21 protein-coding genes and 1 pseudogene are annotated in these 20939 nt (G+C 65.0%); 10 read left to right on the top strand and 12 right to left on the bottom strand.

What is annotated here, in order from left to right:
* Positions 1-46 precede the first annotated feature (46 nt).
* A complete protein-coding gene (locus THITH_RS04450) occupies positions 47-721 on the bottom strand; it encodes a reverse transcriptase domain-containing protein (protein WP_006749051.1) in 675 nt (224 codons plus the stop codon).
* On the opposite strand from THITH_RS04450, the gene THITH_RS04445 reads away from it, so the two are divergent.
* Entirely contained in the window at positions 708-1373 is a 666-nt protein-coding gene (locus THITH_RS04445; protein ID WP_232222243.1) for a group II intron maturase-specific domain-containing protein, read from the top strand. The two genes, THITH_RS04450 and THITH_RS04445, sit on opposite strands and share 14 nt — an antisense overlap.
* 117 nt (positions 1374-1490) lie before the next feature.
* On the opposite strand, the gene THITH_RS04440 is transcribed toward THITH_RS04445, so the two are convergent.
* Positions 1491-2051: a hypothetical protein gene (locus THITH_RS04440; RefSeq protein ID WP_006749053.1), complete on the bottom strand. Its 561-nt coding sequence runs from the start codon at positions 2049-2051 to the stop codon at positions 1491-1493.
* A 157-nt stretch (positions 2052-2208) separates the two neighbouring features.
* On the opposite strand from THITH_RS04440, the gene THITH_RS17565 reads away from it, so the two are divergent.
* Positions 2209-2553, top strand: a complete 345-nt coding sequence (locus tag THITH_RS17565) for a hypothetical protein (RefSeq protein ID WP_006749054.1) — start codon at positions 2209-2211, stop codon at positions 2551-2553.
* Between the two features lie 162 nt (positions 2554-2715).
* Here the strand turns inward: THITH_RS17565 and THITH_RS04435 are convergent, their stop codons facing one another.
* From THITH_RS04435 to THITH_RS04420, 3 genes are all read right to left on the bottom strand, one after another.
* Positions 2716-3177 (bottom strand): UPF0158 family protein, encoded by a 462-nt coding sequence (locus THITH_RS04435; protein ID WP_006749055.1) that lies wholly within the window; start codon positions 3175-3177, stop codon positions 2716-2718.
* 438 nt (positions 3178-3615) lie between these two features.
* Entirely contained in the window at positions 3616-3930 is a 315-nt protein-coding gene (locus tag THITH_RS04425) for a hypothetical protein (RefSeq protein ID WP_006749056.1), read from the bottom strand.
* A 23-nt stretch (positions 3931-3953) separates the two neighbouring features.
* Positions 3954-4316, bottom strand: a complete 363-nt coding sequence (locus tag THITH_RS04420; protein WP_006749057.1) for a type II toxin-antitoxin system HicB family antitoxin — start codon at positions 4314-4316, stop codon at positions 3954-3956.
* Between the two features lie 206 nt (positions 4317-4522).
* Between THITH_RS04420 and THITH_RS04410 the strand changes: the two genes are divergently transcribed.
* Complete coding sequence (locus tag THITH_RS04410) at positions 4523-4768, top strand: FitA-like ribbon-helix-helix domain-containing protein (RefSeq protein WP_006749058.1); 246 nt, start codon at positions 4523-4525, stop codon at positions 4766-4768.
* The gene (locus tag THITH_RS04405) at positions 4765-5160 is read left to right on the top strand and encodes a type II toxin-antitoxin system VapC family toxin (protein WP_006749059.1); all 396 of its coding nucleotides are present in this window, start codon (positions 4765-4767) and stop codon (positions 5158-5160) included. Before THITH_RS04410 ends, THITH_RS04405 begins: the two co-directional genes overlap by 4 nt.
* A 512-nt stretch (positions 5161-5672) precedes the next feature.
* On the opposite strand, the gene THITH_RS04400 is transcribed toward THITH_RS04405, so the two are convergent.
* The 3 genes from THITH_RS04400 to THITH_RS04395 form a co-directional block, all read right to left on the bottom strand.
* A complete protein-coding gene (locus THITH_RS04400; protein WP_006749060.1) occupies positions 5673-5936 on the bottom strand; it encodes a DUF2442 domain-containing protein in 264 nt (87 codons plus the stop codon).
* Complete coding sequence (locus THITH_RS19045) at positions 5908-6033, bottom strand: DUF4160 domain-containing protein (RefSeq protein WP_232222242.1); 126 nt, start codon at positions 6031-6033, stop codon at positions 5908-5910. Before THITH_RS19045 ends, THITH_RS04400 begins: the two co-directional genes overlap by 29 nt.
* A gap of 136 nt (positions 6034-6169) precedes the next feature.
* Positions 6170-7411 (bottom strand): ribonucleotide-diphosphate reductase subunit beta, encoded by a 1242-nt coding sequence (locus THITH_RS04395; protein WP_006749061.1) that lies wholly within the window; start codon positions 7409-7411, stop codon positions 6170-6172.
* On the opposite strand from THITH_RS04395, the pseudogene THITH_RS19040 reads away from it, so the two are divergent.
* Positions 7389-7650 (top strand): annotated as a pseudogene (locus tag THITH_RS19040) (hypothetical protein). The gene THITH_RS04395 and the pseudogene THITH_RS19040 overlap by 23 nt on opposite strands.
* Positions 7651-7710: 60 nt before the next feature.
* Here THITH_RS19040 and THITH_RS04390 read toward each other — a convergent pair.
* Both THITH_RS04390 and THITH_RS04385 read right to left on the bottom strand, forming a co-directional pair.
* The gene (locus tag THITH_RS04390; RefSeq protein ID WP_006749062.1) at positions 7711-10623 is read right to left on the bottom strand and encodes a ribonucleoside-diphosphate reductase subunit alpha; all 2913 of its coding nucleotides are present in this window, start codon (positions 10621-10623) and stop codon (positions 7711-7713) included.
* Positions 10624-10909: 286 nt separating this feature from the next.
* Positions 10910-11815, bottom strand: coding sequence for a ZIP family metal transporter (locus THITH_RS04385; protein WP_006749063.1), 906 nt, complete (start codon positions 11813-11815; stop codon positions 10910-10912).
* 486 nt (positions 11816-12301) lie between these two features.
* On the opposite strand from THITH_RS04385, the gene nadC reads away from it, so the two are divergent.
* Positions 12302-13192, top strand: a complete 891-nt coding sequence (gene nadC, locus THITH_RS04380) for a carboxylating nicotinate-nucleotide diphosphorylase (protein WP_006749064.1) — start codon at positions 12302-12304, stop codon at positions 13190-13192.
* A gap of 282 nt (positions 13193-13474) precedes the next feature.
* On the opposite strand, the gene THITH_RS04375 is transcribed toward nadC, so the two are convergent.
* Both THITH_RS04375 and mazG read right to left on the bottom strand, forming a co-directional pair.
* Positions 13475-14203, bottom strand: coding sequence for a ferredoxin--NADP reductase (locus THITH_RS04375; RefSeq protein ID WP_006749065.1), 729 nt, complete (start codon positions 14201-14203; stop codon positions 13475-13477).
* Positions 14204-14286: 83 nt separating this feature from the next.
* Positions 14287-15093, bottom strand: a complete 807-nt coding sequence (mazG, locus tag THITH_RS04370) for a nucleoside triphosphate pyrophosphohydrolase (protein WP_006749066.1) — start codon at positions 15091-15093, stop codon at positions 14287-14289.
* A gap of 339 nt (positions 15094-15432) precedes the next feature.
* Between mazG and THITH_RS04365 the strand changes: the two genes are divergently transcribed.
* From THITH_RS04365 to THITH_RS04350, 4 genes are all read left to right on the top strand, one after another.
* A complete protein-coding gene (locus tag THITH_RS04365) occupies positions 15433-16845 on the top strand; it encodes an alanine/glycine:cation symporter family protein (protein WP_006749067.1) in 1413 nt (470 codons plus the stop codon).
* 74 nt (positions 16846-16919) lie between these two features.
* Complete coding sequence (locus THITH_RS04360) at positions 16920-17174, top strand: Smr/MutS family protein (RefSeq protein ID WP_006749068.1); 255 nt, start codon at positions 16920-16922, stop codon at positions 17172-17174.
* A 121-nt stretch (positions 17175-17295) separates the two neighbouring features.
* Positions 17296-19827 (top strand): ABC transporter substrate-binding protein, encoded by a 2532-nt coding sequence (locus THITH_RS04355; RefSeq protein WP_006749069.1) that lies wholly within the window; start codon positions 17296-17298, stop codon positions 19825-19827.
* A complete protein-coding gene (locus THITH_RS04350) occupies positions 19824-20930 on the top strand; it encodes an ABC transporter permease (protein ID WP_006749070.1) in 1107 nt (368 codons plus the stop codon). Before THITH_RS04355 ends, THITH_RS04350 begins: the two co-directional genes overlap by 4 nt.
* The last annotated feature ends 9 nt before the right edge of the window (positions 20931-20939 follow it).

Genomic DNA, 20939 nt, shown 5'->3' with positions numbered 1-20939 from the left:
CGCATCCGGTTCCTCGGTTGTACTCGCTTTCGCAACGGACGTTCCCTTACGTAAAGGCCACATGCGCGCGCTGTCTCTCCGTGGTTCGGGGGAAGGCGACACCCAACCGCTTCAGCGCCCGGTTGAACTGGGCCCAAGTGAAGCTGCTCCGCTTGCCACCGCGACGATTCAGCCACTTGAAGGCACAGCCGATCGCCCATTGGTGGAAGCTGTGCAGCGCCTGTTCGTTGCTGCGCAGCCCGTAGTAGTTGTAGTGCCCCACCAGTCTCCGGTTCAACTCCCGGATGAACCGGCGCCCCGGCAAGTGCCGATGGCCCTTGATCCACTCCTTGATCCGCTGCTTGGCGCGTTGCAGACGCTTGCGCGCCGTGCGCTTCATCACCCGCAGGTCTCCGCGGCGATCCCGACTCGAATACAGCTCGAAGCCGAGAAACGCAAACCCCCGAGGCAGCCCGGGATGAAATCGGCTGAAGCGCAGGATGCGGGTCTTCTCCGGTGCCACGGGCAGGCCGAACTTCGCCAGCCGTTTCGGCAGAACCCGGTAGAACCCCTCGGCTTCCTCGCGATACTGGAACGCGCAGACGTAATCATCCGCATAGCGGATGAGTAGCGCCTGGCCGCGACAACGCGGCCGCACCACCCGCTCGAACCAGAGATCCAGCGCATAGTGCCGGTACACGTTGGCCAGAATCGGAGAACTCTCCCCATTGCTCGCCAACATTCTGCTGGACGATCTCGATCGTGAGCTGGAACGGCGAGGACAACGATTCACCCGCTATGCGGATGATCTCGTGATCCTCGTCAAGACGCTCCGCGCCGGGGACCGGGTGAAGGCGAGCGTGACTCGCTTTCTTGCCCGCAAGCTGGCGCTGCTGGTCAACGAGCAAAAGACCCGGGTGGTCAAAACCAACGACTGTCAGTTTCTCGGATTCACCTTCCGGGGAACGAAACTGCGCTGGTCTGACCGCGCCTTCGAGGACTTCAAGCACAACGTTCGGCGATTGACCGGACGATCTTGGGGCGTCTCGATGCAATACCGGTTCATGAAGCTCGCCCAGTACGTTCGTGGTTGGATGGGCTATTTCGGCATCTCGGACTACTACCGTCCGATCCCCGAGCTCGACCACTGGCTGCGCCGCCGGGTGCGCATGTGCTACTGGAAACAGTGGCGCCATGTGCGCACCAAGGTCCGCAACCTGCTCGCCTTGGGGACGTTCAAACGCCAGGCGATCCTGACGGCGCTCAGCAGCAAGAGCTATTGGCGCTTGTCGCGGACGCTGGCGACACAGAGCGGAATGACGAATGAGTGGCTGCAACGCCAAGGGCTGATCAGCGTCCGCGATCTGTGGATGAAGGCCCATGGCTACGCTTGATCTCCCCGTGTGCTCCTTTCTCATGAACCGCCCGGTGCGGACCCGCATGCCGGGTGGTGTGGGGAGGGCGGGTTAAAGACCCGCCCTTACCCGATTAGGCTACTGTTCATGTTGACCTTATGCCAATTCTTCATCGTAGGTCTTCCAGTACTTCTCATGGTAGGGCGAACTCTTCATTGGAGCCACCGCCCAATGGTAGCGAACCCCGCGGCCTATCATCAGCGCTGCCCGAAGCTCATCCTTCGGAACATACTCATAGCTAGCCCGACGACGCTCCATCTGAACATTTTTTAAAGGAGCGCAACCGTATATTTCTTTAAACTCCTGAAGGAGGTAGGCCTCTAGATCTTGATATGCACGACGGTTATTTCTGACTCTTGGGATGCATATGCCAACCTGAAACGAGAAGTCTCTAACGAGATCAGCCAACTCACCCAGCCAGTTCTTATGCTGGATTATCCTACTTTTGAAGTTGCCCTCTCCAATGTATAGAGTCGGCGAGATCCCGAGCGGATACTGAATGGCAAACAATCCGTTTACTCGAATGACGTAAACGCAGCGATCGAGTTGTCCCTCCCTAAGGTTCAGCTCGACGAGCTGGGAGACGATGTCCTTTGACCATGTGTAGCCCGGCTCCCAATCTAGCCATCTCCACTTTACTGTAACCTGCGTGCTCACCCCTACCGTACTCCTTTGCCTAACAGTATAATCAGAAGAAACTGGAATATCGGAGGTAGACAGATTCTGTATAGCATGATGCGGCGCTTGCGTCTTGCGCGCTCCGTGCGGCAGGATTGGGCGGCACTTCGTCCATCGGCTTACAGGAGGTTGGCTCATGGCGACAGGAAGTCGCGGCGACGCGGAGCGTCGTTTCTGGGAGCGCTACCGGAATCTGCTTCTGAAGCAAGGCGTTGAACCCACTGCCGTGCGCTGGTACGTACTCCGTGCAGAGCAGTTCATTCAATCGCTTTCGGTGCGCCGGTTGGCCGAGCTTTCTCGCCAGGAGGTGGACGATTACCTCAGGCGTGCGGGGGCGAACACCGCTCTGCAGCCGTGGCAGTTCCGGCGTATAGTCAGCGGTATACGGGGACATTGCCCCTCCATGTATCGCTGCCTGCCGGCGATTGCCGCGCGCCGGAGCGTGAGCTGGCTACCGCGGAATGCACACGAGGCATTCTGATATTTCTACCCTTTCTGTGAGTCCGTCAGATCATGCCAGCGTGGCGGGCCGCCGAGAAACCGCTGCACTGTTCCCCAAAAGAAGACCAATGCCTACACGCACCGCCTTGGGCGACAAGCGCCGGCCACCCGGCGCACTCCACTCGCCGTTTGAACACACCCACTAGCGATACGGCACGTTGTTGGCGTCCAGCCACTCCTTCGCGATCCGCTCGAACGCCGAGTCCCGGTATCGGTACCAGTCGCTTTCGATCCCCAGACGCTCGATCGTGGACCGGAAATGGCGAAATGCACCCCGACCCCGTAATGCGTCCAGAACCTCCGCGCGTGAATCCTCATCGCTGAGGCCGTCGGCGAATTCTTCCATGATCGACCATTCGTGAATATCGAACGGTCCGGGAAGTGGGAGGAAACGGTCCGACTCCAGGGCCTCGCGAGCCTTGGGCAGCGCTTCGCGCTGCCAGGCTGGCACGTCGTCCAGATCGACATCGCCTTCGATCAGACGTTGATCCTCATCGGTCACGGTCACGATCTCACCCGTGTCGACGTTAAGGTATGAACACCAATCATCGTTCGGAAGCTGCATGGCATCCACGACATCCTGGATCGAAACTGGCAGTGCCATTTCTTGGTCCTCGATCTCGTTTCAGGGGACAGTACCTCGATACCGCTGACTGCCGGCGATGGCCGCGCTGCGGCACATGATGCGGGTGCCCCGGAAGGAAATCCAGTCATTCCAGCCATCGCTCATCTCCTTGCGATTCCGGTAGATGATACCGCCCGCGGGCCCCGTAGAGAAACGGGGGTACTGCTGTCCCCGGAAATCAACTGGTCTTGTAAACAGCTTTTCGGTCGCCCACCTTCACGACCGTCACGGTCAGAAGCTCGGCGGTTACCTCGTACAGGATTCGGTACACACCCTGTCGGATTCGGTAGCGCTCTTGCCCGAAAAGCCGAATCGTGCGACAAAAAGCACTATAGCGTCACGAGGTTACAACATGAAAGCGTCCGTCGCCGGATAGGCGAATCAGTCGGCTTGCTCGCAACTGGGTCTGACCCGTGCTTACTTGAGCTTCACCACGTTGCCCGCCCCGGGGGTGATGTCCTTGGGTTCCGCATGGCGGAGCAGACCGGGCGACACGTTCCACTGCACCCCTTCGTCGGTCACCACGCTGACCGTCTTCTTGTTGTACTTGACGAGCACGCCCGTCACTTGCGGCTGCCCGGGCGCGTCGAACACGACCCGTTGCCCGATGCTGAACCTCATCATCGCGCTGTGCGCGCGCATGTGCTGCAGGAATTTCAGCCGTTCGACGACTCTGCGGTTCAGGTCGATCAGTTCCGCCTCGGTCAGCTGGTCGATATTGATTCGGGTCATGGGGGGGCTCCTCAGACACCTCGTTAAAGGGCTTTCTCCGCGCCTTCCCTTCGGCCGAGACTCTCAGAGAGGAAGGCAGAGACCAAAGCGTTCATGCTGACCCCCTCTTGCTTTGCACGGGCAGTCAGTCGCGCGTGCAAGCTGCGCGGAATGCGGGCAATGAACTTGCCACTGGGCAATTCTCCTGGGCGGGGAATCTCTCGGCCCGCTTCCTTGGCGGCCGCCATCCAGGCGGCAACCGCGTCACGACCGTTGACAATAGCTTCTTCGGGAGTTTCTCCGTCCGACATACAACCCGGCAAATCCGGGAAGACGATTAACCAGCCTCCGCCATCCTCCTTCTCGAGGGGTCGCAGTTCGAAGGGATAGTCAAAATTCGGTGCCATCATTCAGCTCCAATGTCATCCAGCAGAGCAAGAAACTGGGTGATGTAAATCGGTTTGATCGGACGTTTGAAGGGGATCGTGACCGCCAGTTCGGAACCGGAATGCATGAAAACGTCTTCGCGGTCCGGTTGAGCCCATAGTCGGCCGAGGACGCGATTGACGGATAACCGTAACGGCACCAAAATGGTTTCGAGGAGGTGCCGATCATGCCCACGTCCCTGACTCTGAAGAATATTCCCGACGACGTGTACCGGCGCCTGAAGGCGTCCGCTGAAGCACACCGGCGCAGTCTGAACAACGAAGCGATCGTGTGCCTTGAGGCGATGCTTGTGCCCAGCAAGCGGACACCGGGCGAGCGGCTTGCCCGAGCACGCGCGCTCCGGGCGGAACTGAAGGCTGGCGAGTTTCGGGCACACGACACGGAGGCGTTCAAACGGCAGGGTCGTCCATGATCGTCGTGGATTCGGACGTATTGGCCTATCTCCACCTTCCAGGCGAGTTCACCGACGAAGCGGAGCGCTTACTGGAGGCAGATTCGGACTGGCACGTCCCGATTCTCTGGCGAAGTGAGTTCCGGAACATATTGGCCGGGTACCTGCGTCGAGGCGTCCTGAGCTTCGACCGGGCATGCGCGATACAGCGAGAGGCCGAGGAGCTGCTGAATGGGGGTGAGCACGAGGTCGACTCGATGCAGGTACTGGAACTCGTGAGGGCCAGCGATTGCTCAGCATACGACTGTGAGTTCGCGGCAGTTGCACAAGCGCTTGGAGCCACCCTGGTAACGACGGACGCCAAGCTTCTGAAGGCGTTTCCCGCAATCACCAGATCGCTCGTTGCGCGCTGATGCCGAACGCCGAACCGCGTGTTGGGACCCGCCCCGGCGGCCCACCGCGAGTGCCTGAATCATCACCGTAAGTGCGCGCCGGATCCGGTTCGCGCGGCTCACGGCCACCCTGCGGATGACCCTGGAGGGCCGGCAAGCCGCCCGACGCCCCCACGATCAGAAACAGGGTTCGACTCGAGGCAAAACGCAGAATGCGTTCAGCCCCCGTCCGCATCCTCGTCGCCCCCCTGCCCAGGAAAATGCGTCATCGCGAGGAGCGAAGCGACGTGGCGATCCATAAGGCGGTGATTCATTTTGCGTCGTTTGGATTGCCGCGCTTCGCTCGCAATGACAATGACAGGCGCTTTCCTAACCCTCGCACTCGGATTTGGGAGGGGGGACTGAACGGATACACAACGCAAGGTCTGCCCCCGGTATCCCCTCACCGCGCTGGAGTGTCACGGTAGCGTTGCCAGGAGCCGCCTGCCCGGTCTTGCAAACATGGCAAATGAACCCTGCCACGCCGCCCCCGACTACGCCCCGACCGCCGGTGCCGGCGCCCCGCGCAATAGGCCCTCGGTGCTCAGATCTTCATCCAGCTCGGGCCAATGAATCCCATAGCCGCCGCCGCAGATCTCCCAGACGGCGAGTTGGTCCGGAGTGGCGTGCGCCAGGCGCGGGTACCATTCAAGTGGAACGGAGATCCGCCGCCCGTCCATCAAGCCGACGACCAGAGAGTCTTCCGTGAATTCCACCGAGGCGACACGCTCATCGGCGTTCGCTGCCAAAGTACCCATGCCATGCCTCCAGGAGGTCTTGCTGCCGAGCCTCGACGATCCGGCGGATACGCCGCAGGTCCTGAGCTGAATAGCCTATGTTCCGCGCCAGCGCCACGGGGCGCAACCAGAACTCGGGGCCGAGTAATCGCCATGGTCCACGTAGACATGTGGCGGCTCCCCCGGCTCGTGGCTGTACCAGTAGAAACGGTAGGGCCCTTCCCTGAGCGCCGTCGGCATGGCTCAGTTCCGGCTCAATCCCAGCTCAGCGCCCCACCGGTCTGATACTCGGTGACCCGCGTCTCGAAGAAGTTCTTCTCCTTCTTCAGGTCGAGGACTTCGCTCATCCACGGGAAGGGGTTGTCGGCGCCGGGGTAGAGTTCGGGCAGGCCGATCTGGGCGCAGCGGCGGTTGGCGATGAAGTGCAGGTATTCCTCGAACATGCCGGCGTTCATGCCGAGGACGCCGCGCGGCATGGTGTCGCGGGCGTACTGGGCTTCGAGTTCGACGGCCTCGCGGATCATGTCGGCCATTTCCTGCTTGAACTCGGGCGTCCACAGCTGCGGGTTCTCGATCTTGATCTGGTTGATCACGTCGATGCCGAAGTTCATGTGCATCGACTCGTCGCGCAGGATGTACTGGAACTGTTCGGCGACGCCGGTCATCTTGTTGCGCCGGCCCATCGACAGGATCTGCACGAAGCCGACGTAGAAGAAGATACCCTCGAAGATCACGTAGAACGCGATCAGCTCGCGCAGCAGCTTCTGGTCGTTCTCGGGCGTGCCGGTGTGGAAGTGCGGGTCGGCGAGGTGGCGGGTGAACGGCAGTGCCCACTCGGCCTTGCGCGCGACGCTCGGCACTTCGCGGTACATGTTGAAGATCTCGCCCTCGTCGAGGCCGAGGCTCTCCACACAGTACTGGTAGGCGTGGGTGTGCAGTGCCTCCTCGAAGGCCTGGCGCAGCAGGTACTGGCGGCACTCGGGGTTGGTGATGTGGCGGTAGACGGCGAGCACCAGGTTGTTCGCGACCAGCGAGTCGGCAGTGGAGAAGAAGCCGAGGTTGCGCTTGACGATCTGGCGCTCGTCCTCGGTAAGGCCGTTCGGGTCCTTCCACAACGCGATGTCCGCGTTCATGTTGATTTCCTGCGGCATCCAGTGGTTCGCGCAGCCGTCGAGGTATTTCTGCCAGGCCCACTTGTACTTGAAGGGTACGAGCTGGTTCAGGTCGGCGCGGCAGTTGATGATCTTCTTGTCGTCGACGCGGATGCGCTCGGCGCCCATTTCCGGGTCTTCGAGGCCGATGTTGCCGGCGGGGGCCTGGTCGTCCGCGGTTGCCGGGGCCTCGGTGGCGTGGAATGCGGCGGGGTCCGGGTTCACGCTCGGGGCGGCGCCGGCGGTCTGCATCAGCGCGTCATTCTCCTGCAGGCCCATGCCGGGGCGCACGGCGGGCTGCTTGTTGGTGGCGGCAGCGGCGATGGGGTCGTCCCAGTTGAGCATTGGCGGTTCCTCCGAAAATCGTTTGTTCGTCGTTCGTAGGGCGGAAGAGCGAAGCGTCATCCGCCGTTTTCGCGTTTTTTGAGCCCGGGGGTCGTGGCCAACCCGGGCGCCCATCGGCGGATGACGGCCTTCGGCCTTTTCCGCCCTACGTGGGTGGGCGAGCCGTCATTGCGAGCCCCGCAGGGGCGCGGCAATCCATACCACCGCCTGGATTGCCACGGCCTTTGGCCTCGCAATGACAGGCCCTCGCAATGACGGAGGTGGCCATCAGCCGAGGTTCGCCCTATCGGTCGAGTCGGTCATTGGCAGGCCTCGCAGTCGGGGTCGAGGATCGAGCAGGCTTTCGGGGCCGAGGGCTCCGCGGGCTGGGCGCTGCCGTTGGCCTTGCCGTTGCCGTTCACGGCGTTGAGCTTGTTCGCGCGGCTGGCGTCGGCGACGGTGCTCTTTTCGACGTGGGTCGCGCCCATCGAGCGCAGGTAGTACGTCGTCTTCAGGCCGCGCACCCAGGCGAGCTTGTACAGGTTGTCGAGCTTCTTGCCCGACGGCTCGGCCATGTACAGGTTCAGGCTCTGCGCCTGGTCGATCCACTTCTGCCTGCGCGACGCGGCCTCGACCAGCCAGCGCGTGTCGAGCTCGAACGCGGTCGCGTACAGCGCTTTCAGGTCCTCGGGCACGCGGTCGAGCGGCTGCACCGAGCCGTCGTAGTACTTCAGGTCGTTCACCATCACCTCGTCCCACAGGCCGCGCTCTTTCAGGTCGCGCACCAGGTAGGGGTTGATCACGGTGAACTCGCCCGAGAGGTTCGATTTCACGAACAGGTTCTGGTAGGTCGGCTCGATGCTCTGCGACACGCCGCAGATGTTGGAGATGGTCGCGGTGGGCGCGATCGCCATGGTGTTCGAGTTGCGCATGCCGACGGTCTGCACCCGCTCGCGCAGTGCATCCCAGTCGAGCGTGGCGCTGGTGTCCTGCTGCAGGTACTGACCGCGCGCCTCGGCCAGCCGCGCGATCGAGTCGATCGGCAGCACACCCTGGCTCCAGAGCGAGCCCTCGAAGCTGGTGTAGCGGCCGCGTTCCTCGGCGAGCCGCGTCGAGGCCTGGATCGAAAAATAGGAAACCGCCTCCATCGAGGTGTCGGCGAAGGCCACCGCGTCCTCGCTCGCATACGGCAGGCGCATCGCATAGAGCGCATCCTGGAAGCCCATGATGCCGAGGCCAACCGGGCGGTGGCGCAGGTTCGCGCGCCGCGCCTGGGGCACGCTGTAGTAGTTGTATTCGATCACGTTGTCGAGCATGCGCATCGCGGTGTTCACGGTGCGCTCGAGCTTGGCGAGATCCAGCGCGCCGTCGGTCACATGCGCGGCGAGGTTCACCGAGCCGAGGTTGCAGACGGCGATCTCGTCGTCGGAGGTGTTCAGGGTGATCTCGGTGCACAAGTTGGAGCTGTGCACCACGCCGACGTGCCCCTGCGGGCTGCGCAGGTTGCAGGGGTCCTTGAAGGTCATCCAGGGATGCCCGGTCTCGAACAGCATTGCGAGCATCTTGCGCCAGAGGTCGACGGCCTTGAGCTTCTTGAAGACCTTGATCTCGCCGCGCGCGGCCTTCTCCTCGTATTCGGCGTAGCGCTTGGCGAACGCGGGGCCGACGAGGTCGTGCAGGTCGGGCGTTTCGCTTGGTGAGAACAGCGTCCAGTCGCCCTCCTCCACCACCCGCTGCATGAACAGGTCCGGGATCCAGTTCGCGGTGTTCATGTCGTGCGTGCGCCGCCGGTCGTCGCCGGTGTTCTTGCGCAGCTCGATGAACTCCTCGACATCGATGTGCCAGGTCTCGAGGTAGGCGCAGACCGCGCCCTTCCTCTTACCTCCTTGATTGACCGCGACGGCGGTGTCGTTCGCGACTTTCAGGAACGGGACCACACCCTGGCTCTTGCCGTTGGTGCCCTTGATGTGCGAGCCCATGCCGCGCACGCGGGTCCAGTCGTTGCCGAGGCCGCCGGCGAATTTGGACAGCAGCGCGTTGTCCTTGATCGCCTCGAAGATGCCGTCGAGGTCGTCGGGCACGGTGGTCAGGTAGCAGGACGAGAGCTGCGGGCGCAGGGTGCCGGAGTTGAACAGCGTCGGCGTCGAGCTCATGAAGTCGAAGCTCGACAGCAGTTCGTAGAACTCGATCGCGCGCGCTTCGCGGTCGATCTCGTTGATCGCGAGCCCCATCGCGACGCGCATGAAGAACGCCTGCGGCAGTTCGAAGCGGGTGCCGCCTGAGTGGATGAAGTAGCGGTCGCACAGCGTCTGCAGGCCGAGGTAGGTGAACTGCAGGTCGCGTTCGGGCTTCAGCGCCTTGCCGAGTGCGTCGAGGTCGTAGCGGGTGAGCTGCGAATCGAGCAGTTCGAGTTCAGCGGCGCGCTTCACGTAGGCGCGGAAGTACTCGGGGTAGCGCCCGGCCATCTCGGCCTGCGTCGCCTCCTGCGGCATGCCGGCCAGGAAGCTCAATGCCTCGCGGCGCAGGTTGTCCATCAGCAGGCGCGCGGTTACCTGCGAGTAGTTCGGCTCCTGCTCGATCATCGGCCGCGCGGCCATCACCAGCGCGGTGCCGACGTCCTTCTCGGCGACGCCGTCGAACAGGTTGCGCCGGGCCTCGGCCAGCACGCGCGCGCCGTCGACCTCGTCGAGCCCGCGGCAGGCCTCGTCGACCAGCGTGGCCATGCGCGCCTCGTCGAGTGGCGCCCGCGTGCCATCGGCACGGGTTACGTGCAGCACGTCCGCGGCGGCTGTGGCCGGCTTCTGTTTCGCAGCCTCGGCGGCGCGCTTCTCGGCCTGCTTCTCGCGGTACAGCACGTACGCGCGCGCGACCTTGTGGTGGCCACCGCGCATCAGCACGAGCTCGACCTGGTCCTGGATGTCCTCGATGTGCACGGTGATCGCGCCGCTGCCCGCGCGCCGGAACAGGTTCTCGGTCACCTGGCCGGTGAGCTCCTGCACGATCTCGTGGATGCGCCGGCTGGCGGCTGCGCCGCCGCCCTCCACGGCCAGAAACGCCTTGGTGATCGCGACACTGATCTTCGCGGCGTCGAAGCCGGTGACCTTGCCGTTGCGGCGGATGACCTGATGCTGCCCGGGCGAGGTCGCGAGCAGCTCGGCACGGGTCCCGGCGTCGGGGGCATGGCGGATTTCGGTCGGGACCGACGGGGAAACGGGCGGGGCTTCGCTGTGCATAAGTGACCTCACGCTGTACCGGGGGTTACGGCAAACTACTATAGGACGGGTTTCGAACTATTCCCAGGCACAAGATATTGTGCCTAGGCTGTATAAAGGCGCTGGGCAAGCTGTGGAAAAACTGGGGGAGAATGGCGCCAGCCCTTGCCGCTGCTCGACACCGGCGCACCGCCTGCCGGGGCACAAAACCGAGGGTTCTAGTGCCCCATTTTTTTCTGATGCGGCCGATCATATTTTTTTATGGGGATGCTTTGGCCCATCCGCACTGGGCCAACCCGACCGGCTGCTAGTCGAGCACCATGTCGATGGTCAGCATCACGATGAAGCCGAGCAGCACGCCGAAGGTGGCCTTGCCCTCGTGGCCTTTGCGATGCGACTCGGGGATGATCTCGTGGCTGATCACGAACAGCATCGCGCCGGCGGCGAACGCGAGGCCCCACGGCAGCAGCATTTCCATCACCGTGACCGCACCGGCACCGATCAGGCCACCCACCGGCTGCACGAGCCCGGTAAGCAGCGTGACGCCGAACGCGGTCCAGCGGCTGTAGCCGAGCGAGAGCAACGCGACCGCAACCACCAACCCTTCGGGGATGTTCTGCAGCCCGATCCCGATCGCAAGCGCGACGCCGTCGCTGAGTTCGTCGCCGCCGAAACCGACACCCACAGCCAGCCCCTCGGGCAGGTTGTGCAGCGCAATCGCGAATACGAACAGCCAGACCCGGCGGATCTTTTTCGGGTCGGCCCCGCTCTGCGGGCCGGTCACGAAGTGCTCGTGCGGCACCAGCCGGTGCAGCGCGAGCAGGAACCCACCCCCCAGCGCGATGCCAGTGCCAACGAGCAGCGCAGCGAGCCAGGGGCTGCCGAGATCCGATTCCGCGATCCCGGCGGCCGGCAGCACCAGCTCGAAGGCCGTGGCCGCCAGCATCACCCCGGCCCCGAACCCCATCAGCGAGTCCTCGACCTCGCGCGACAGGCGGCGCATGAAGAAGATCGGGATCGCGCCCACCGCGGTGAACATGCCGGCGACGAAGCTTGCGAGAATACCCAATTGCAGCGTGCTGAGGTCTGCCAGCCACACCTGCAACGCCGGCCAGATCGCACCGGTCGCGGCCACGAACACGGCTAGCGCCAGCAGCGCTGCCAGCATGCCAAGGCTCAGCATGCCGGAGCGGGACAGGTGGTCGTCGTTCATCGCTGCATCCCCCTGCACGTCGAGTTTCGAGAACACGAGTCTACCGGGTCCCACCCGCGTGGACCGCCACGTACCGGCTCACGCCCCCGTACCGCCGGCATGCGCGTGGGTTCGATCAAGGTCGCCGTAGGTCAGCACTCGGATGCCCGGTTTGCCATCGCGGTTCCGGAGCACGCCTCTGCGCGATCAACGGCGCAGTGCCGCCGCGGACCTTCTCAGAGCGCGGAGAATCCGCTATACAGGGAGCCTTGAACCCCGTGATGCAGGGTCCGCGAGCGACGGCCATCGGCGCCGGCGGAACTGGGTTCAACCCACTCGACTACGGGCAGGGGCCTGGGACATGCGAACTCCGATCGACGGGATTTTCGATTCGACCGTTGGCTGCCACCGCAGCAACGTTGCGCCGCACCCGCCGGCGGAACGGGTGCGCGAGCGTAGCGCGATCCGCCCGGCAAGCAGTCCCGCCGCCGACCCTCTCCTGCAGCCATGAACAGGACCACGCAGCGCAACGCCAGCCGAGTGAAGGATCCGTTCGGCGAACCTCTCGAGCCCCCGGATCCGGAAACGATCCATGTCGCAGTCCAGGCAGCACTGCGTGAGGATCTCGGCTCAGGGGATCTCACCGCAACGCTGGTTCCGGCCGAGCAGAAGGCACGGGGCGAGCTGCACCTGCGCGAACCCGCGGTTGTCTGCGGACAGGCCTGGTTCAGTGCCTGCTTCCGCGCACTGGCGCCCGGGGTCCGCGTTCAGTGGCGGGTGGCGGAAGGGGAACGCGTCGATGCCCCGGGCGTGGTGGCCGAGGTCAGCGGGCCGGTGCGCGCGATCCTTTCCGCCGAACGCAGCGCGTTGAACCTGTTGCAAACCCTATCCGGAACCGCGACCGAAACCGCCCGCCTGGTGGCCTTGCTGGCCGGCGGCCACTCGCGGCTGCTGGACACCCGCAAGACGCTGCCCGGCCTGCGTGCCGCGCAGAAATACGCCGTGCGTTGCGGCGGTGGCTACAACCATCGCCTCGGGCTCTGGGACGCGGTGCTGATCAAGGAGAACCACATCCTGGCCTGTGGCTCGATCCAGGTTGCAGTGGAACGCGCGCGGACACTGGGCAAGGGCCGCTGGATCGAGGTCGAGACGGAGAACCTCGACGACGTCGACCAAGCGCTGGACGCCGGAGCCGACGTGGTGATGCTCGACAATTTCGCGCTGGAGGATCTGCGCGAGGCCGTCGGGCGAATCCGCGGGCGTGCGGTGTCCGAGGCCTCCGGAAACGTGACCGACGACAGCCTTCCGGAGATCGCCGCGACGGGCGTCGACTACATTTCCGTCGGAGGGCTCACCAAGAACCTGCGCGCAATCGACTTCTCCTTGCGCCTCGTCTGACCGGCCCGGCACCCACCCCGGTGATGGAGGTGATGGAAAAGAAGTAGGGCGGAAGAGGCCGAAGGCCGTCATCCGCCATCCGGCGCCAGGGTGGCCGCAGGCGCCCGGGGCGCGTACGCCGTGTGGCGGATGACGCTGCGCTTTTCCGCCCTACGGGTTACCTGGGACGCGCGCCACGTTCTTTCACATCAATCCTCGCGGCCCCCCCCTCCCCCAGAGGGCGGGACTGAACGGATACGCTCGTCGTGTGCGCCGCGCCCGGGAATCCTCGCGGGCGCGGTGCTACCACCACTTCTCGTAGTGGAGCTGGGCTTCGGGGATGCCCCACTCACGCAGCAACTCGGTCATGTCTTCGATGAACTCGCGCGAGCCGCAGTAGTAGTGGAGCGCCTCCCGGGGCAGGTTCAGCGACTCCAGCAGCCGGTGGCTGATGCGTCCGGTGTGCCCCAACCAGTCCTCGGCGTCCCGGGTCACGGTCAGTGTCACGTCGATGTTCGGCGCGTGCGACAGCTCGGCGAGTTCCTCCGGAAACAACACCTCGCGGCGCGACGCGACGCTGTAGACCAGATGCGCCCGCACCTCCGGTGCCTCGGCATGAATCAGGCGCAGGATGCTCACCAGCGGCGTGACCCCGATGCCGGCGCCGAGCAGCACGACCTCGCGGCCCATGCCGGGCTCGAAATAGAACGGCCCTTGCCCCGCCGTCACGAACACTTCGTCGCCCGGCCGCGCACGCGTGTGCAGGTGATAGGTGGCCGGATGGTGATCGGCATATTTGATCGCGAGTTGCAGAAGACCGTCGCCACTTGGCGCGGACACGACCGAGTAGCCGCCGACACAGGGCTCTCTCCCCTGCTGCGGGATCGCGAGATCCAGCCATTGCCCGGCACGGGAGTGGAAACGTAGCGGGTCGGTCCGCAGAAGGAAGACCTTGATCAGCGGAGTCACCTGGTCGATCCGCTCGATGCGCGCGGGAATGAAATGCTCGGGCACAGACGCGAAATCCGGCATGGACGTTCCTTGGGACACCAATTTGCGCTGCGTCGTTGCGCTGCGTCTTCGGGGTTGCTGGAAGCGGCTTCGGTTCGCCAGCTTCAGTGGGTGATGGACTCCGAGCGCTTGATCTCGGACCACAGGGCCTCGAGCTGCACCGAACTCAAGGAGGCAAAGCGCTGGCCGCGTTCCGTGGCCAGCGTTTCCATCGAGCGGAACCGGCGCTCGAACTTCCGGTTGCTGCCGCGCAGGGCAGTCTCCGGGTCTACCCCCAGGTGCCGCGCCCAGTTGACCACGGCAAACAACACGTCGCCGACCTCGTCGGCCAGGCGCTCGGGCTGCGCCCCCCGACCCTGCTCGACCTGGACCTCGCGGATCTCCTCGCGGATTTTCTGCAAGACGGCGGCGGGCTCGTCCCAGTCGAAGCCGACCCGGGCCGCGCGCCGCTGCAGTTTCAACGCGCGTGCCAACGCGGGCATCGCCAGCGGGATGTCGTCGAGCGTGCCGTGGCGTTCCCGTTCCCGGCGCTCGTGCGCCTTCGCGGACTCCCACGCGGCTTCGCGTTCGGCGTCGTGGGCGAATTCGGTGTCGCCAAACACATGCGGATGCCGCCGAACCAGCTTGTCTGCAATGGCCGAGGCGATGTCGTCGAGGTCGAAGCTTCCGGCCTCTTCCCCGAGGCGGGCCTGGAACACCACCTGGAACAGCAGGTCGCCCAGCTCGGCGCGGATCAGGTCGGTCTCGCCGCCGGCGATCGCCTCGGCCAGCTCGTACGCTTCTTCGAGGGTGTAGGGAACGATCGTCTCCGGCGTCTGTGCACGATCCCAGGGGCAGCCGCCCTCCGGATCCCGGAGGCGAGCCATGATCGCGCGCAAACGGCGAATCGGATCAGGGTCGTGGATATCCATCGCGCCAGTGTAATCCGCAAAGCTGCAGAGGGGAATTCTTGAGCAATGGACTGGGGTTAAACCCCCGCTGCGACCGAGGTTTCATTCCCTTGCGGCGGCCACGCACGCGTCAGGCCCCGATGGGCGGTGTCGACCCAAGCAGGAGAGACAACACCGGGCACCGACTACGCTGCCGGTGGCGGGCGCCGCGCGGTCTTGACAAGACGCAGCCAATCCTGAACGACGCTTCCCGCGGGCCCCGCCACGGGCTACTATCCCAAGGCACGCAGCGGGCCGCCGCAACGACCTGCCGGCTGACAGAACACAGGCTGGATCAACCAACAGGGGGACACCAAACCGATGATCCATTCGCTCGTGCTGTTCAACGACTGGCTCAACAGCATCGTCTGGGGCCCGCCTTTCATGATCCTGCTGGTGGGCACGGGCCTGTACCTGACCATCCGGCTCGGGTTCTTCCAGTTCACCCACATGCGCTTTGCCTGGCGGCATACCTTCGGCCGCCTGCTACGGCGCACCGTGCACCACGAAGTCGGCGCGATTACCGGATTCCAGGCGGTCACCTCGGCGATGGCGGCGACCATCGGCGTCGGGAACATCGCCGGGGTCGCGACCGCGATCGCGCTGGGCGGGCCGGGCGCGGTGTTCTGGATGTGGGTGGTCGCGCTGGTCGGCATGGCGACCAAGCTCGGCGAGGCCACGCTGGGCCTGAAGTACCGGCAGATCGACGCCGACGGCAAGGTGTCCGGCGGCGTGTTCTATTACATCGAATACGGCCTCGGGAAACGCTGGAAGTGGCTCGCGCTGCTCTACGCCTTCCTCGCCGGGCTCGCGGCGTTCGGCATCGGCAACATGGTGCAGGCCAACACGATGGCCCATGTGCTGGAAACCGGTGTCGGCATCCCGAACTGGGTCACGGGCCTGGTGATCATGGTGCTGGTCGGCGTCGTGACACTGGGCGGCATCAAGCGCATCGCGGTCACCGCCGAGCGCATCGTGCCGACGATGGCGATCATTTACGTGATCGGCGCGATCGGCGTCCTGATCAGCTTCTACGACCAGATTCCGGCCGCATTCGGCATGATCTTCGCCGGTGCGTTTACCACGACCTCGGCGATCGGCGGCTTCGCCGGCGCGACCGTCGCGATGGCAATCCGCTACGGTTTCGCGCGCGGCATCTTCTCGAACGAGGCCGGCCTCGGCTCCGCGTCGATCGTGCATGCCCAGGCCAAGTCCAAACCCTACAACCAGGGTCTCTGGGGCATGTGGGAGGTGTTCATCGACACGCTGGTCGTCTGCACGCTGACCGCGCTGGTGATCCTCGTCACCGGCGTGATCCAGACCGGCCAGACCGGCGCCGAGCTGACCGCCAGCGCGTTCAGTACCGGGCTGCCCGGCCTCGGCGGCTGGATCGTGCTGATTTCGATCGTGCTGTTCTCCTACAGCACCATGCTCACCTGGAACTTCTACGGCGAGAAGAGCTGGGAGTATGCGTTCGGATCGCGCGTGGTGACCCCGTACCGGATCATCTTCATCGGCTTCCTGTTCCTCGGCGCGATCGGCGGGCTGACCACGATCTGGGACGTCGCCGACACATTGAACGGGCTGATGGCGGCGCCCAACCTGCTCGCACTGATCCTGCTCGCCGGCGTGCTTGCGAAGGAGAAGGTCTCCTACCTCAAGGAAATGCGCGAACGCGCCGAGCGCGAGAAGAACGGGGAAAACGAGGATCCGCCGCCACCGCCCATTTCCTGATTGATAAACACAGGAGCCGGCTGCGAACGCGCAGCCGGCGACGGTGTCTCGTTTTCGGTACCATCCCGGACGTCATGGCTCGCATTTCGATCGATCTGCATCAATGCTTTCGCGACGGACGGAAGATCGACGCGGCGCTCGAGGGGGCGATCGACGATGCCTGCGCGAAGCGCATCGCGACGGTTGAAATCATTCACGGCAAGGGCAGCGGCCAGTTGAAGAAGCGCGTTCTGCGGTTTCTGCAACGGCCCGACATCCGCGCGCGGTACCACCGCGTTGATAAGGACTCCCGGAATCACGGGCGTCTGTTCGTCCATTTTCGCCACTGAGGCCGGCTTGCTCCCCGAACCGCCCTCCTCCCACCCCGGCCGTCTCCGCTCTTGTCGCGCCCGGACGCGTTGACTATCGTGTCGGCAGCTTTCGGACCACAGGGGCCCTCGCCCAGTCACGATGAACCGATTCTTGCTCGCCGCGGCCGTGCTGCTTCTTGCGGGTATCACGGCCATGCTGTTCCTGCGCCCGGCGCCCGATCCCGGTGCGCCGGCGGCCCGTGGCGCGGACCACGGGGCGCCCGGCGACCCGGCGCAGCGCACCGGGGCACTGGTCGATCAGATCGTGTTCACGCAGGAATCCGATGTCGGCAAGGTGACCGGGCTGATCGAGGCCGGCACGCACCACGTGTTCGGGCAGGGCGTCACCAGCACCACCGTGTTCCAGCGCCTGCGCGACTCCGAGCGCGCGGCCTACGATCTCGCGTTCGGCTCGTCGATGGAACTGACCGTGAACCCCGCGGGGCCGCATTTCGCCAGTGGCGAACTCAACCCCTTCCACGTGCGCGAGGTCCGCGAGGCGCTGAACTGGCTGATCAACCGCCGCTACGTTGCCGAGGAGCTCTACGGCGGGCTGGCCGTGCCGCGTTACCTGCCGCTGAACACGGTATTCCCGGACTATGCGCGGCTTGCCGAGGCGGCGCGCGCGCTGGAACTGCGCTACCAGCACGACCCGCTGCGCGCCGAGCGCGTGATCCAGCGCGAGATGGAACGGCTCGGGGCCACGCGCGAGGACGGCCGCTGGCTCTACCAGGGGCAGCCGGTCCGGGTGAGCGTGCTGATCCGCACCGAGGACGCGCGCAAGCGCGTCGGCGATTACGTGGCGAACCTGATGGAGGATCTCGGATTTCGGGTGGAGCGCCTGTACCGCACCGCGGAGGAAGCGTCGCGTATCTGGATCGCCGGCGATCCGCACGCCGGGCGCTGGCACCTGTACACCGGTGGCTGGATCTCGACCGTGATCAACCGCGATCTGGCCGAGAACTTCAGCTATTACTACACGCCGCGCGGGCGCCCGGACCCGCTCTGGCAGGTCTACACGCCCGATCCCGAGTTCGACGAGGCCGCTGACCGGCTGCAGCGCCGCGACTACGCAAGCTGGGACGAACGCGAGACGCTGATGACGCGCGCGCTGGAGCTGGCGATGCAGGACTCGGTGCGGGTCTGGGTCGCCGATCAGCTGAACGTGCTGCCGCATGCCCGGGAAGTCGAACTCGCGGTGGATCTTGCCGGCGGCATCTCCGGATCGCGCCTGTGGCCCTACACGATCCGGTTCCGCGACCGCGTCGGCGGTCGCGTGGTGTTCGCGGTACCGAACCTGTTGACCGAGCCCTGGAACCCGGTTGCGGGCAGCAACTGGATCTTCGATACGATGATCATGCGCGCGCTGGGCGACATCGAGCTGATCCCCGATCCGTTCACCGGGCTGTACTGGCCGCAGCGAATCGAGCGCGCCGAACTGACCGTCCAGGAGGGCGTTCCGGTGGTGCGCAGCCATGACTGGCTGAGTCTCGAAACCGCCGAGCGCATCGAGGTGCCCGAAGACACCTGGATCGACTGGGACAGCGCCGCCGGGCGTTTCGTCACCGTCGCCGAACGTCATCCCGAAGGCGTGACCGCCCGCACCCGCACCCGCGTACACTACGAGCCGGGATACCTGGACCGGCAGTGGCACGACGGTTCGCCGGTCTCGCTCGCCGACATGGTGCTGCCGTGGATCCTGAGCTTCGAGCGGGCCGATGAGAACAGCGCACTGTTCGACCCCAGCCATGTACCAACCTTCGAGGTCTTCCAGCGCCATTTTCGGGGCTGGCGCATCGTCTCGCAGGATCCGCTGGTGATCGAGATCTACAGTGACCAGATCTATCCCGACGCGGAGACCATCGTCGCGGCGCGCACGCCTTCGACCTCGCCGTGGCACACGCTGGCGCTCGGCATCCGTGCCGAGGCGGCCGGCGATCTCGCGTTCTCCTCGCTGAAGGCCGACCGGGAACGCCTGACCTGGATGAGCCTGGTGGCCGGCCCGAGCCTCGCGATCCTCGACCGGCACCTCGACGCGGCGCTGCACGACGGCTTCATGCCATTCCCCGAGACGCTGGCCGATTTCGTCGGCGCGGACGAGGCCGGCGCGCGGTTCCGGGCGCTCGCCGACTGGCGGGAAGCCCGCGGTCACTTCTGGGTGGGCGACGGTCCGTTCTACCTGCACTCGGTGCATGCGCTCGAGCGCACGCTGGTGCTGCGGCGCTTCGAGGACTTCCCCGACCGCTCCGACAAGTGGCTGCGCTTCACCCGACCGGCGATCCCGGAACTCGAACTCGACGGGCCGATGGTCGTGGAAGCCGGCGCGGCGGCCGAATTCACGCTGCACGCGACCTTCGACGGCGAGCCGTACCCACTGGACGACATCGAAAACGTGCAGTACCTGCTGTTCGACGGCGGCGGCTCGCTGGTCCGGCGCGGGTCGCCGGAGGCGGACGGGCCGGGCAGCTGGCGCCTGCGCCTGGAGCCGGACACCATCGCCGCGCTGGGCACCGGCGCGAACAGCCTCGAGTTCGCGGTGATTTCCCGGCGCGTGGCCCTGCCCTCGTTCGCGTCGCAGGTGTTCGCGACATTGCCGGCACCGTCGGCCGCGCGCAACGGAGGCTCGCGATGACCGGCCCCGCGGCGGCACCGGCACGGGGCCTGCTGCGCGATATCCGCCAGCTGGTGCTGTTCACCTCCAAGCGGCTGATCGCGCTGTTCCTGACCGTGCTGGTCGGGGTGTACCTGACGATCCTGATCGCGAACATGGGCGGGCAGGTCGACGAGCTGCGGCTGGTGCAGATCCAGAGCACGGTCGCGGAGCAGGTGCGCGCGGACCCGGCGTTCTTCGACATGAGCCTGCAGGAGCGCAACGAGCTGATCGAACGCCAGGCGCAGTTCGAAGTGGAACGGCTGCGCCTGGACCAGCCGTTCATCGTGCGCAGCGTCGACTACTTGCAGCAGGCGATCCGCCTCGATCTCGGCCGCGCCGAACACATGCACAGCGACCGCGGCGCCCGCGAGGTGTACTGGATCATCGTCGAGCGGCTGCCGGCGACGCTGCTGCTGTTCGGCACCGCGAACCTGCTGGTGTTCTTCACCTCGGTGTTCATCGCACTCGGGCTGTCGCGACGCTACGGCAGCGCACTCGACCGCAGCGTGATCGCGCTGGCCCCGACGTCCGCGGCCCCGGGCTGGTTCTACGGAATCTTCCTGATCCTGATCTTCGCGTTCCTGATCCCGGTGCTGCCCGCGGGCGGCATGGTCGACGTGCCGCCTCCGGAGGGTACGCTGGAGTACGCCGCGAGCCTGCTGCGGCACATGCTGTTGCCACTCGCGGCCATGTTCATCTCGACGATCTTCATCTCGATCTATTCGTGGCGCACGTTTTTCCTGATCCACTCGAGCGAGGACTACGTGGAGATGGCCCGGGCCAAGGGGCTGCCTTCGCGGCTGATCGAGCAGCGGTACATCCTGCGGCCGACGCTGTCGCCGATCATCACCAGCTTCGCGCTGATGCTGATTGGGCTGTGGAGCGGCGCGATCATCCTCGAGCAGGTCTTCAACTGGCCGGGGCTCGGCACGCTGCTGTTCCAGGCGATCGGACACCGGGACACGCCGGTGATCATCGGCACGGTCGTGATCTTCGCCTACCTGCTCGCGATCACCGTCTTCCTGCTCGACATCCTCTACGCAATGCTCGATCCGCGTGTGCGCGTGGGAGCGGGACGATGAGCCGCGCCG

Origin of the sequence: Thioalkalivibrio paradoxus ARh 1 (assembly GCF_000227685.2) — a bacterium.
GTDB lineage: Bacteria > Pseudomonadota > Gammaproteobacteria > Ectothiorhodospirales > Ectothiorhodospiraceae > Thioalkalivibrio > Thioalkalivibrio paradoxus.
The sequence above is the reverse complement of the archived record's forward strand: the minus strand, read 5'-3'. Positions and strand labels throughout refer to the sequence as shown.

Bases quoted from the DNA above. Each gene is read 5' to 3' on its own strand.
- THITH_RS04435 (WP_006749055.1), bottom strand. From the start codon at position 3,177: ATGGCACTGCCAGTTTCGATCCAGGATGTCGTGGATGCCATGCAGCTT.
- mazG (WP_006749066.1), bottom strand. From the start codon at position 15,093: ATGGATATCCACGACCCTGATCCGATTCGCCGTTTGCGCGCGATCATG.
- THITH_RS04385 (WP_006749063.1), bottom strand. From the start codon at position 11,815: ATGAACGACGACCACCTGTCCCGCTCCGGCATGCTGAGCCTTGGCATG.
- THITH_RS04395 (WP_006749061.1), bottom strand. From the start codon at position 7,411: ATGCTCAACTGGGACGACCCCATCGCCGCTGCCGCCACCAACAAGCAG.
- THITH_RS04405 (WP_006749059.1), top strand. From the start codon at position 4,765: ATGATCGTCGTGGATTCGGACGTATTGGCCTATCTCCACCTTCCAGGC.
- THITH_RS17565 (WP_006749054.1), top strand. From the start codon at position 2,209: ATGGCGACAGGAAGTCGCGGCGACGCGGAGCGTCGTTTCTGGGAGCGC.
- THITH_RS04425 (WP_006749056.1), bottom strand. From the start codon at position 3,930: ATGACCCGAATCAATATCGACCAGCTGACCGAGGCGGAACTGATCGAC.
- THITH_RS04390 (WP_006749062.1), bottom strand. From the start codon at position 10,623: ATGCACAGCGAAGCCCCGCCCGTTTCCCCGTCGGTCCCGACCGAAATC.
- THITH_RS04360 (WP_006749068.1), top strand. From the start codon at position 16,920: ATGGCTCGCATTTCGATCGATCTGCATCAATGCTTTCGCGACGGACGG.
- THITH_RS04375 (WP_006749065.1), bottom strand. From the start codon at position 14,203: ATGCCGGATTTCGCGTCTGTGCCCGAGCATTTCATTCCCGCGCGCATC.
- THITH_RS04355 (WP_006749069.1), top strand. From the start codon at position 17,296: ATGAACCGATTCTTGCTCGCCGCGGCCGTGCTGCTTCTTGCGGGTATC.
- nadC (WP_006749064.1), top strand. From the start codon at position 12,302: ATGAACAGGACCACGCAGCGCAACGCCAGCCGAGTGAAGGATCCGTTC.
- THITH_RS04400 (WP_006749060.1), bottom strand. From the start codon at position 5,936: ATGGGTACTTTGGCAGCGAACGCCGATGAGCGTGTCGCCTCGGTGGAA.
- THITH_RS04410 (WP_006749058.1), top strand. From the start codon at position 4,523: ATGCCCACGTCCCTGACTCTGAAGAATATTCCCGACGACGTGTACCGG.
- THITH_RS04365 (WP_006749067.1), top strand. From the start codon at position 15,433: ATGATCCATTCGCTCGTGCTGTTCAACGACTGGCTCAACAGCATCGTC.
- THITH_RS04450 (WP_006749051.1), bottom strand. From the start codon at position 721: ATGTTGGCGAGCAATGGGGAGAGTTCTCCGATTCTGGCCAACGTGTAC.
- THITH_RS04420 (WP_006749057.1), bottom strand. From the start codon at position 4,316: ATGGCACCGAATTTTGACTATCCCTTCGAACTGCGACCCCTCGAGAAG.
- THITH_RS04350 (WP_006749070.1), top strand. From the start codon at position 19,824: ATGACCGGCCCCGCGGCGGCACCGGCACGGGGCCTGCTGCGCGATATC.